This is a genomic window from Kitasatospora sp. NPDC023385, assembly GCF_055664045.1.
The window spans coordinates 37,805-48,734 of the sequence record NZ_JBVOOL010000018.1 but is presented as its reverse complement, the minus strand read 5'-3'; the positions used below and the strand labels follow the sequence as shown (position 1 = coordinate 48,734).

General features: G+C 73.1%; 10 protein-coding genes. 4 read left to right on the top strand and 6 right to left on the bottom strand.

Features of this window, described 5'->3' with window-relative positions; translation table 11 throughout:
* Positions 1–225: 225 nt before the first annotated feature.
* The 4 genes from AC0B61_RS25625 to AC0B61_RS25610 form a co-directional block, all read right to left on the bottom strand.
* On the bottom strand, positions 226–1,233 hold the full coding sequence (locus AC0B61_RS25625) for an asparagine synthetase A (protein ID WP_471743092.1): 1,008 nt from the start codon (positions 1,231–1,233) through the stop codon (positions 226–228).
* Positions 1,234–1,436: 203 nt separating this feature from the next.
* Entirely contained in the window at positions 1,437–1,868 is a 432-nt protein-coding gene (locus AC0B61_RS25620) for a helix-turn-helix domain-containing protein (protein ID WP_471743091.1), read from the bottom strand.
* A 572-nt stretch (positions 1,869–2,440) separates the two neighbouring features.
* Positions 2,441–2,683 (bottom strand): hypothetical protein, encoded by a 243-nt coding sequence (locus tag AC0B61_RS25615; protein WP_471743090.1) that lies wholly within the window; start codon positions 2,681–2,683, stop codon positions 2,441–2,443.
* A gap of 211 nt (positions 2,684–2,894) precedes the next feature.
* Entirely contained in the window at positions 2,895–3,257 is a 363-nt protein-coding gene (locus tag AC0B61_RS25610; RefSeq protein ID WP_471743089.1) for a hypothetical protein, read from the bottom strand.
* 196 nt (positions 3,258–3,453) lie between these two features.
* Between AC0B61_RS25610 and AC0B61_RS25605 the strand changes: the two genes are divergently transcribed.
* The 4 genes from AC0B61_RS25605 to AC0B61_RS25590 all read left to right on the top strand — a co-directional run bounded on the left by AC0B61_RS25605 (position 3,454) and on the right by AC0B61_RS25590 (position 7,886).
* Positions 3,454–4,452, top strand: coding sequence for a LuxR C-terminal-related transcriptional regulator (locus AC0B61_RS25605; RefSeq protein WP_471743088.1), 999 nt, complete (start codon positions 3,454–3,456; stop codon positions 4,450–4,452).
* Positions 4,453–4,712: 260 nt separating this feature from the next.
* Complete coding sequence (locus AC0B61_RS25600; protein ID WP_471743087.1) at positions 4,713–4,997, top strand: hypothetical protein; 285 nt, start codon at positions 4,713–4,715, stop codon at positions 4,995–4,997.
* Between the two features lie 16 nt (positions 4,998–5,013).
* Positions 5,014–5,478, top strand: coding sequence for a hypothetical protein (locus AC0B61_RS25595; RefSeq protein ID WP_471743086.1), 465 nt, complete (start codon positions 5,014–5,016; stop codon positions 5,476–5,478).
* Between the two features lie 272 nt (positions 5,479–5,750).
* Positions 5,751–7,886 (top strand): tetratricopeptide repeat protein, encoded by a 2,136-nt coding sequence (locus AC0B61_RS25590; protein WP_471743085.1) that lies wholly within the window; start codon positions 5,751–5,753, stop codon positions 7,884–7,886.
* Here the strand turns inward: AC0B61_RS25590 and AC0B61_RS25585 are convergent.
* Together AC0B61_RS25585 and AC0B61_RS25580 are read right to left on the bottom strand one after the other, a co-directional pair.
* Complete coding sequence (locus AC0B61_RS25585; protein ID WP_471743084.1) at positions 7,837–9,684, bottom strand: hypothetical protein; 1,848 nt, start codon at positions 9,682–9,684, stop codon at positions 7,837–7,839. The two genes, AC0B61_RS25590 and AC0B61_RS25585, sit on opposite strands and share 50 nt — an antisense overlap.
* A 216-nt stretch (positions 9,685–9,900) precedes the next feature.
* Positions 9,901–10,860: a pirin family protein gene (locus tag AC0B61_RS25580; protein WP_471743083.1), complete on the bottom strand. Its 960-nt coding sequence runs from the start codon at positions 10,858–10,860 to the stop codon at positions 9,901–9,903.
* Positions 10,861–10,930 lie beyond the last annotated feature (70 nt).

Here is a 10,930-nt window from a genome sequence, read left to right as displayed (position 1 = left end):
GTGGATCCGGGTGGATCCGGGAACCGGGGGAATCAGGCGAACCGGGGGAATCAGGGAAGCCCGGCGAATCCACGCGAGAAACCCGAATCCGCCGGGCGCGGTGGGGGCCGGGAATGTCCCGGCCCGGAATGACCGGACGCATTCCATGCTCCTGTTCCGGGGCTGGTATTCCCCGGGGTCCGGTATTTCTCTGGCCGCTTGTCCGGCGCGGTCCGGTGATTCGGCTCAGGCCGAGTGGACGCCGGGCACCTTGGGGTAGGCGCTGGCCTGCCAGACGTACTGGACGCCGGTGATGTACCGGGTCAGCCGCTCGAACCCGATGCCGAATCCGGCGCTGCCCGGAATTCCCTCCCGGACCATGTCCAGGTACCAGCCGTACTTCGCCGGGTTCTCACCCGTCTCCCGCATGCGGGTCACGATGCGGGCGTACTCGAACTCCCGCTCGCTGCCGCTGGCCAGCTCGCCGAAGCCCTCGGGGGCCAGCAGGTCGAAGTTGCGCAGCAGGCCGGGCTGCTCGCGGTTCTCGCGGTCGTAGAAGCCGCGCGAGCCCTTGGGGTAGTCGGTGACGAAGAACGGGCGGGTGGCCTCGCGGGAGATCCGCGCCTCGGCCGCCCAGTCGATCTCGGCGTGCGGGTCGCCGCCGACCCGCTCGATCGCGTCGGTGTGGGTGATGACGTCGAACGGGTTCTCCAGCAGGTCGGTGAAGGCCTCGAGGTCCCGGCCGAGGTCCTTCAGCTCGCCCGGCATGGTGGTGACGATCTCGCGGACCGCGGCCACCACGATGCCCTGGGCGACGCCCATGATCTGCTCGCGGGTGTACCCAGCCACCTCGATGTCGATCTGGTGGAACTCGGCGAGGTGCCGGCTGGTGTTCGCGGTCTCCGGCGGCTCCAGGCGGATGTTGGGGGCGATGCAGAAGATCTTGTCGAAGGCGTGCAGCGCGGCCTGCTTGTAGAGGATCGCGCTGGTCATGAGCTTGTAGCGGCGACCGTAGTAGTCGATGTCCACCTGCTTGGCGCCGCGGCAGCCGGGGTCGGTCACCGGGCCGATCACCGGCGCGTGCAGCTCGGTGAATCCGGCCTCGTCGAGATGGCGGCGGATCGCCATCAGCATGCGGTGCTGAATTCGCAGGACGGTGCGGGTGGTTTCGGAGGAGAGGTGTTCCCGGGGAGTTCCGGGAAGCGGCCGCGCCGCCGCCTCGATCGGTGATTCCTGCTGAGCGTGCTCGGACATGCCGCGGCCCTCTCGCTTCTTTGTGGGCTTCTTTGTGGAATTCCTGCTGGAGTGAATCTAGGGGCTGGAATTCCGGTCGGGCGGCAGTTGCGGGCGGCAGCTTTCCGGTCCGTTTCGGCGGCGGATTTCCGCCGGTCCCCGGGCCGGTCCCGGGCCGGTTCCGGGCCGGTTCGGGGCCGGTTCGGGCCTGGTTCAGGCCTGGTTCAGGCCTGGTCGAGCCGGCGTTCAAGGAAGGCCACGCCCCGGTCGACGGTGACCAGCCGCCAGTTCTGCTTGGCCATGTCGTTGAGCGCCTCGGCCCAGTCGCCGTCCCCGGAGTCGGTGGAGAGCGATTCGAGGAGCATCGTCGCGTACTCGTACTCGGATTCCCTGGGCACGAGTCGGAGGTCCATCAGTTCCGACCGGTCGATGTCGGGGCACGGCCTGGCGGCCCGTTCGAAGGCGTCGCGCCGGTCGGCCTTGAGCCGGAGGGCGTCGGCGAGCATCCGTACGGTGTCCCGCCGGGGCCGTTCGGCCCGGCCGCGTTCCAGGTCGCGGATGGCGCGGACGCTCATGGCGGAGAAGTCGGCGAGTTGCTGCTGGGTCATTCCCTCCTCGGCCCGGTAGAGCTGGAGAAGGGATCCGAATCTGTTCACCTTGTGCGGCGTGTGCACTGCCCCTCCACAGGATGGCTGGTACGAGGTGTCTGGCGGTGTCGGGCGATCGGCCCGCAGGGGTCGTCCGGATGTCCGGACGACCAAACGTCCGGGCGTGCGGCGACACCGATGGACCGCGGGGGTCGGCGGACCACAGGCGTCGCCTGCCCGGTCCGGGGCTGCGCGCGGGCAGGCCGCGACGCCCCGGGGCGAGGCCGGTTGCGGCCTGCGCCGCCAGGGGTGTCACGGACCTGGTGACGATGGAAGCGCGCGGACGGCGCGCACGGGGTGCGTCGCGGGATCAGCGCGAGGGGTGCGGACGACAGGGAGGCTGTGACGGATGTGTCCGGTGTGACTGGTGGGACCAGCCGGAGCCGCGCTCGACGGTCAGGACGCGGCGTCCGCATCGGCACATGGCCGGTTCACGCCTACGGCTTCCCACCGGTGATGTGGTAGCCGACGTTCCGGATCGGGCGCCGGACCCGGACGCAGGGCCGCGGTCGGAAGGGCCGGGAGGCCGGGGCGACCGGGGCGCGGGCAGGCGCGGGTAAGGACGGGGCAAAGGGCCCGGATCAGTCCCAGCCGGTGGTCTTGTGGTCGTCGGTGGTCGGCGTCGGCGTGGGCGCCGGGGTCTGCGTCTGGTCGGTCGCCTCGGTTGCCTCGGTCGCGGTGGCGGCGGCCGCGATCCGGGTGCCGGCGTGAGTGCCGGCGTGGATGCCGGCGTCCGCGGAGGTAGTGGCGGCGAGGCCGAGGAGCGGGACCGCGACGAGGGTGAGCACGGCGGCGGACGTGGCGAGCGGCAGGCGGCTGAACACGACGGACCTCTTCTCGGTGGTGGGGATCGGAGGATCGGGAGCACGTACGGCGGTGCTCCGCGGCGGTGCTTCGCGGTGGTGCTTCGCGGTGGTGCTTCGCGGTGGTGCCCGAGGTGCTGCTCGGCTCCTCGGTCACCGGCCCGGGCCCCGTGTCCTGCGGGGGCTGCTCCCTGGCCGGTGACACCAGATTCCCGTGCGCCGGGAGTTCCCGCTAGCTCTGATCGGTGTCCTGAACCGGCAGTCGCATAGTCCGTCCATCGTGACCGGGCACCTCGAGTAACCGGTCGTAGTACTCGGCCACCAGGGCGCCCGAGCACCCCAGGAGGCGGGCCTGCCGGAAGGCGGGTTCGTGCGCGAGCGTGCTCTGGGTGACCGTGCGCGCGACGTGCTCGGCGGCGACCAGCGACGGGGCCGTGACGTAGAGACTGACCGTCAGCGATCCGGCCCCGAGGAGGTGCACGCAGAGGTGTTCCACCCCCGTTCGCTGACTGGCGTGTCGGAGGAAAGCCTCCGTCAACTGCTGCGGCTCGGTGGGCTCGGCGGCGAGTCGCACTCGCGCGTGGACAAGATGCACCAGTCGAGCTTGCGCACCGCGGCCGCGCAGGGACAAGCCGAGCCCGAGGCCGCTGTATGCAGGGTCATAAACCGGCCAGTGTCGCCCAGCGCCAGGCCAAGAGCACCCGGTTCGAGAAGGATGGTCCTCACCGAAGCCGTGTTCGACATGTTTTGATGCGCTCGTGGTGGAAGCGTGACGCAAGGGGGTGAGTTTCGTGCTGGACGCACTGGGCCTGGATGACACCTGCACGAACGTCTACCGGGCACTGCTCGCGAACCCGGACGCCGGGCTGGGGGAGCTCTGCACCCTCCTCGGGATGGCCGAGAACGACCTGCGGGCGGCACTCGACAAGCTCGGTGCGCTGGCCCTGATCCGCCCGTCCTACGACGAGCAGCGGGTCTACCGCGCGGTCGATCCGGAGCTCGGCCTCCAGGCGCTGATCGCCCGGCAGCAGGAGCGGCTGGCCGCCGAGCAGCAGCGGGTCGAGCAACTGCGCCTGGCCGCAGTCCGGTTGGCCGCCGACCTGGCGGCGCACCGGCCGCGGCACAGCGTGCCGGACATCGAGCGGCTGGACGGCATCGCCGAGATCCGCGACCGCATCCGGGTGCTGGTGCAGGCGGTGCGGAGCGAGGTGATGACGCTCGCCCCCGGCGGCGCCCAGAGCGCGGCCAGCATGGAGGCCGCCAAGCCGCAGGACGAGGAACTGCTGGGCCGCGGCGTGCGGATGCGGACCCTCTACCTGGACAGCGTGCGCAACAGCCCGGCCACGGTGGCGTACGCGAAGTGGCTGTCGGGGCTCGGCGGTGAGGTCCGGACGGCGCCGTCGCTGCCGATCCGGCTGATGATCATGGACCGGAGCGTGGCGATCGTGCCCACCGACGGCGAGAACAGCGCAGCCGGCGCGCTGGTGCTGACCGGGAACGGCACGCTGACCGCGCTCTGCGCGCTGTTCGACTCGATCTGGGACCAGGGCGTCCCGCTCGGCTCGACCTCCCGCGACCGCGACCAGCGCGGCCTGACCTCGCAGGAGGCCGAGGCCCTGCGGATGCTCGGCCAGGGGCTGACCGACGAGGCGGTGGCCAAGCGGCTGGGCGTCTCGCCGCGCACCGCCCGTCGGATCGCCGCCGACCTGATGGAACTGCTGGGCGCCCGCAGCCGCTTCCAGGCGGGCACCCGGGCGGTGGCCAGGGGCTGGCTGACCGGCGAGGAGTGAACCGACGGGGGGCCGCCGGGAGGTGAACTGCCGTGCGTGGTGCCGCCGCTGAATGAACCGCTGGGGAGTGAACCGCCGCTGAGTGAACCGCCGGGGAGTGAACCGCCGGGCACCGGCAGGGCCCAACTGCCGCCGCCAACTGCCGCTTCCGGGCCCCCGGGCCTTCCTAGAGTGGCGGCCGGCCGAGACCAGGGCGCCTGCTCCTGGTGCCTGCGCCCGAAGTCCGGTCGTTCGACCCATCCGACCCCAGGAGAGGCTTCATGAAGCACACCCGACTCACCGCCACCGGCGCGGCCGCGCTCATCGCGGCCGGCCTCGCCGTCGCCGGCGCCGCCCCGGCGAGCGCCGCCCCGGCCAAGGCCGAGCGCATCACCTCGGTCCAGCAGCTGCACGAGAGCCTGCAGCAGGCGATCGCGATCGAGCAGACCCAGAGCGGGCTGCTGAGCTCCGACACTGTCGGGAGGGCCGCCGTGCTGAGCTCCAACAGCGTCGGGCGGGTCGCCCAGGAGAGCGTGGGGGCCGGGTCCGAGCTCCCCGCCTGCTGACCCGGAGGTGAGCACCGTGGGAACCGACGAGTCCACCCCCTCCTGGTGTCCGAGCGGGGACGCGCACGCGCCCGAGGCCGTGGTCCTCGGGGTGCGTTCCGGTACGGACGGCCAGGTGGCCTACCTGGCCGAGCCGGTGCCGGCGGGCGACGTGCTGGGAGCCGTTCCGGAGGGGATCTCCCCGACCCGGGTGCTGCGGTTCGCGTCGCACTGCGTCTCGAACTGCATCAACCGCTCGGGCGACGACTGCACCCTGGTCGACCGGGTGCTGGCCCTCCCGCCGAAGGGCGAGGCGCGCGCGGTTCCCCGGTGTCACCTGCGGACCCAGTGCCAGTGGTGGCGCCAGCGCGGCGTGGACGCCTGCCACCACTGCCCGGCCGTCTCCACGACGCACTACCGGGACGACGAACTGTCGGAGCTGGTGGCCGATCCGTCCACCACCCCCGAGCAGTTGGAGGCCTGGATCGCGGCGGCGAGCTGACCGGCGCACCGAGGCCGGCTTCGCGCGACGGCGGGGCGGCCGCAGGTCACGACCACGACCTGCGGCCGCCCCGTCGTACCCGCCGTACCCGTAGTACCAGCCATACCCGCCGTACCCGCCGTACCCGCCGTACCTGTCGTACCCGCCGTACCCGTAGTACCCGCCGTAGCGGCGGCCCGCGTTCCCTGGACCGCTTGCTGCGGCAGGCTACCGTTGGGCGGGAGGCAACAGGCTGGGGCAGCGGTGGACCTTGCCCCACGAAGGACCGGGGGGTGGGTGCGGTGGATCCGCTGTCGTTGTCGATGGTGACGGCTTTCCTGGGTGCGGCCGGCGCGGGGATGGCCAACGAGGCGGGGAAGCGGGCCTGGGAGACGGTGGGCGGCCTGGTGGCCCGGGCGGTGGGGCGGGAGGTGCCCGCCCCGGTCGGGCAGGCCGAGCGGGAGTCCGTGGCGGGGCTGCTCGTGGCGCAGGCGCTGCGCAGTCCCGAGCAGGCCAGGGCGATCGCCGCCGTGATGAGCGGGAAGGGCGTCGGTGGGGCGGTGGCGCACGGGGTGCCGCGGCTGTTGCCGGCCTCGGCCCGCTTCTTCACCGACCGGAAGGTGCCGTTGGCGCTGCTGGACCGTGAGGCGGACCGCAAGCCCGGCGGTCTGCCGAAGGTGGCCGTGCTGCACGGTCCGGCGGGGATCGGGACGAGTGCGCTGGCCTTCCACTGGGGAGGCCGCGAGGCGGGCAGGTTCCCGGACGGGACCTTGTACACGGACCTCGGGGGCGGCTCGGTGAGCACCGCTCCGACGGCGGCGACGGTGCTGCGGCACTTCCTGCTGCGCCTGGGCGTGCCGACGGAGTACGTTCCGCTCGCCACGGACGAGCGGATCGACCTGTTCCGCTCCCTGCTCTCCGGTCGGCGGCTGCTGGTCGTGCTCGACCACGCGCAGTCGGCGGCCCAGGTCCAGCCGCTGATCACGGCGGCGCCCGGGGTGTTCACCCTGATCGTCGCCCGCCGTCCGCTCACCGGGTTGGACGCGGTCACCATCCCGGTCGGCCCGTTGTCCGACAAGGACGCCAGGCGGCTGCTGGCCGAGCTGGCGGGACGGCCGGCCATGCTGACGGCCCGCGCCGCGCTTCCCTCCGTGCTGGAGCGGTGCGCCGGCTCCCCGTTCGCCCTGCGGGCGATGGCCCCGTACCTGACGACGACCGGGCCGCTCGGCACCGGCGATCCGGCGAATCCCCTGCCCCCGGTGCGGGCGGCGGTCGAGGAGGCCTACCGGCGGCTCGGGGCGCAGGCCGCCAGGATCTACCGGCTCGGGTCGCTGCGGCCGTGGCCCGCGCTGAACGCGGCCGCGGTGGCGGCGGCGGCCGACGTCCCGGAGGCCGAGGCGGAACCGGTACTGGCCGAACTGGCGGAGCTCCAGCTGCTGGAGAGCACCGGAGACGGCCGCTACCGGTACCGGCCGGCGGTGCGCGCCCACGCGGAGGAGGCCGCGGCCCGAGAGGACGGCCTGGCGGGGTGCGCCGCGGCGGTGGCCCGCGCCGTGGACTGGTACCTGCGCTTCGCCGTCCGGGCCGACTACGCGGCGCTGAAGGAACGTTGGCACGTCGGCCTGCTGTACGCCGAGCTGGGTCCGGGCCCGTACGAGGACGAGGGCGCGGCGGTCGCCGCGCTGGTGGCCGAGTCGGGCAACCTGGTGGAAGCCGTGCTCGCCGCCGAGGAGTTCGGCCGCTTCGACACCGTCTGCCAGACCGTCGAGGCGCTGTGGGCAGTCCAGCTCAAGGCCGGCTGCCACGACGCCCTGCTGCCCGCGCTGAGGGCCGGGGCCCGTACCGCGGCCCGGCACTGCCCGGGCACCCGGACGGCGGGCCGGATGCACATCCAACTGGCCTTCGCCCTGATGGAGTCGCGGCAGGAGGAGGAGGCCGCACGCGAGCTGCTGACCGCCGCGGACGACGAGGCCCGGGCCGGGCACGCGCGCGGCCGGGCGACGGCGGTCGAGTCATTGGGGCTGCTGCGGCTGCGCCAGTGGCGGTTCCGGTCCGCCCTGGAGTGCTTCGAGGAGGCGGACGGGCTGCTCGACGGGATCGGCCCGACCGGCGACGGCGCCGCCGACGTGCCGCGGGCCCGTGCGCTGCTGCACCGGCACCGGGGGCGAGCGCTACGCGGCCTCGGCCGGTTCGACGAGGCGGAGCAACGGCTCGACGCGGCACGGGAGTTCTTCCGCGGCACCGGGGAGCGGTACAACACGGCCCGGGTGCTGACGGACCTCGCCGAGCTCCACCTCGACGCGGCCGACCCCACCGGGGCGCTGCCCCTGATCGACGAGGCGGTCGCGTTGCTGAGCCGGGAGAACGCCACCGTCCACCTCACCTACCTGGCCGGGCTGCGGGCCCGGTGCCTGCCCGGACCGTCGTGACGCGCACCCGCGTGAGGTGCGGGCCGGTCTTGACGGTCAGGGTGGTGGACGCCGGTGCCGCGATCGCCGGACCGGCGTGCAACCGTGCGTGCAGCGCCGACGCGTGCGCTGCCGGGTCTCCGTCGGTGTCGGAGGTCAGCGTGCACAGCAGTCCGCTGCGGTGCAGCACCACGCACTCCCGGGGGCCGGTGACGTAGGCGGCGAGCGAGGCGGAACGGTACCGGTCGAGGACCTCGGCCGCCCACTCGCGGGGCGAGCCGAACCGGGGATCGTCGGCCTCGCCGTGCCGGAGGACGACGTCGGCGAGCTCCAGCGCACCGGGATCGAGGGTCTCCTCGGGCACGGCGAGGTGCCCCTCGCCTTCGGCGCCGTCGGGTTCGTACCGCGGCTCGGCGAAGCGCTGGACGGCGATGGTGCCGTCCGCGGTGGTGCGGGTGAGGACGCGCAGAGGTGCGGTGCGAGGCGGCGGCTCGTACGGCGGCAGCGGCAGCGGGTCGAGCACCGCCGGGGCGGCCGGCTCGGTGATGCCGATCATCCGGTAGAAGAGGCTGCGCAGCAGGGCCGCCGAGCGCCCCGGAACCGAGCTGGTCAGCTCGGCCGGCCCTTCGAGGGGACGGTGCTCGGCCAGCAGCTTGTCCAGCTGGGGCAGCAGTGCGCCGTACGGATCGAGCCGGGGCGCGGACCGGACGAACGCCGCCACGGGTGACTCCGCCCCGAGGGCCTGCGGGTCGGCGGCGCCGAGCAGGACGGGCGTGCCGCAGGCGGCGGCGTAGTAGCTGACCGAGCCGAAGTCGCCCAGGACCACGTCCGCGGCGATCAGGGCCTGCCGCCAGCCTTCGAGCGGATCGACGAGGGCGAGCCCGGCCCGCCGGGCCCGGTCCAGCCAGAGGCGGACTTGGCCGGGGCCGTGGCCGTGCCAGATGTTCGGGTGGAGGACGGCTGCCACGCGGTACTCGTCGGCGGGAAGCTCGGACGTCAGCCGGGGCAGCAGGAGCGGGAGGACGTCCTCGGAGCCGGCGTCACCGAAGAGCGAAGTCGGGTTCCAGGTGGAGTTCAGCAGGACGAGGCGCTGCCCGGGACGCACTCCCAGGGCCCGCCGGTAGCGGTCGCGGTGGTGCCGGGCGGCGAGGATGCGGTCGAAGCAGGGGTCGCCGGCCAGCACGGCGGTCGGCAGGGCCGCGGGGCAGGACTCGGCGAGCCGGCCGATCTGTTCGGGGTGGGAGAAGACCATGGCGTCCGCGATCGGCACGCCTTCGGCGGTGAGGATCCACTCGGGCCCCAGCCCGAACACGGCGTCCGGCGTCCGGCGTCCGGCGTCCGGCGTCCGGCGTCCGGCGTCCGGCGTCCGGCGTCCGGCGTCCGGCGTCCGGCGTCCGGCGTCCGGCGTGGTCAGCTTCTTATTGTATCCGACGCCATGTGAGAGCACTGTCAACTTGCCCTGGATACCGGCGAGTTGGCCGCCGAAGCTCGCCGATATGGCCAGGTCCACGGGGGTCGCGAGGGCCTGCTCCCACGGCAGGACGGGAACGCCCGTGGCCGCCAGCAGCTCCGCCACACCCGACTGGAACGGCGACGACCCGGTGCAGGTCGCCAGCACCTGGAGTCGTAGGTCGTCACGGAACAGCGGGAGCACGTCGAGCAGCCGGGTCGCCGCCGTCACGTTGTGGACGACCAGCAGGACCCGCCGGCACCGTCCGCGGGTGGCCCAGCGAGCCGCGTCGGGCCCCACCGGTACGCGAACCCAGTGCGTGAGGTCCTCGACCACGTCGCCCTCCCAGCCCTTCCCCTCCGCGGCCACCGCGGCCCCCGTGTCCGATCTCGGAGTCGGAGGTGCCAACGTATCGCGTCAGGGTACGAGGCCTCGGCTGTCCTGCCTCCCGAACCCGAGCAGCGGCGGTGGCAGCGGCGGTGGCAGCGACGGCAACGCAGTGGGAAGCGGCAGAGCCGGAATCCGGTCTGCCGCTCCCCGGGTGATCGGAAGGCGATCGGTGGGTGATCGGTCTCAGTTGCGGTCTCAGTGGCCGTCGGCCGGGACGGTGCCGAGCCGGCCGGCCTGGAAGTCCTCCATGGCCTGCTGGAGTTCGCGGTGGCTGTTCATCACGAACGGGCCGTACCAGGCGACGGGTTCGCGGATCGGGAGGCCGCCGAGGAGGACGACCTCGAGGTTGGCGCTGCGGGAGTCCTGGTTCCCGTCGGCGCGGATGGTGAGGGAGTCGCCGTCGCCGAACAGGACCGCCTGGCCCATGCCGAACGGGCGCCGTTCCTGGCCGGCCGAGCCGGTGCCCGCCAGGCCGTACGCGAGGGCGTTGAAGTCGGAGCGCCAGGGCAGGGTGACCTGGGCGCCGGGGCTGATCGACGCGTGGACCATGGTGATCGGCGTGTGGGTGGCGCCGGGGCCCTGGTGGCCGTCGAGTTCGCCGGCGATCACCCGCAGCAGGGCGCCGCCGTCCTCGGTGCTGAGGAGCTTGACGCTGCCGCCGCGGATGTCCTGGTACTTCGGGGCGATCATCTTGTCGGAGGCGGGCAGGTTGACCCACAGCTGGAGGCCGTGGAAGAGGCCGCCGGACATGACCAGCGACTCCGGCGGGGTCTCGATGTGCAGCAGGCCGGAGCCGGCCGTCATCCACTGGGTGTCGCCGTCGGTGATGACACCGCCGCCGCCGTGCGAGTCCTGGTGCACGAACGTTCCGTCGATGATGTAGGTGACGGTCTCGAAGCCGCGGTGCGGGTGCCACGGGGTGCCCTTGGGCTCGCCGGCCGCGTAGTCCACCTCGCCCATCTGGTCCATCATGATGAACGGGTCGAGGTACTTGGTGTCGATCTTGGCGAAGGCTCGGCGGACGGGGAAGCCCTCGCCCTCGTAGCCCTCGGGGGCGGTGACCACGGTCCGCACCGGCCGCGGGTTCGCGACGGCGGCGTCCGGGGGGGTGACGCGCGGGAGGGTCAGCGGGTTGTCGACGGTCACGGCGGGCATGTCGGCCTCCTTCGAGGGGGTTTCTGCGGCCTACGTCCACGAGGTTAGTTCAATCCTCAACAACTGGCAA

Coding starts and splice junctions, on each gene's coding strand:
- AC0B61_RS25625 (WP_471743092.1), bottom strand. CDS start 1,233: ATGTCCGAGCACGCTCAGCAGGAATCACCGATCGAGGCGGCGGCGCGG.
- AC0B61_RS25580 (WP_471743083.1), bottom strand. CDS start 10,860: ATGCCCGCCGTGACCGTCGACAACCCGCTGACCCTCCCGCGCGTCACC.
- AC0B61_RS25600 (WP_471743087.1), top strand. CDS start 4,713: ATGAAGCACACCCGACTCACCGCCACCGGCGCGGCCGCGCTCATCGCG.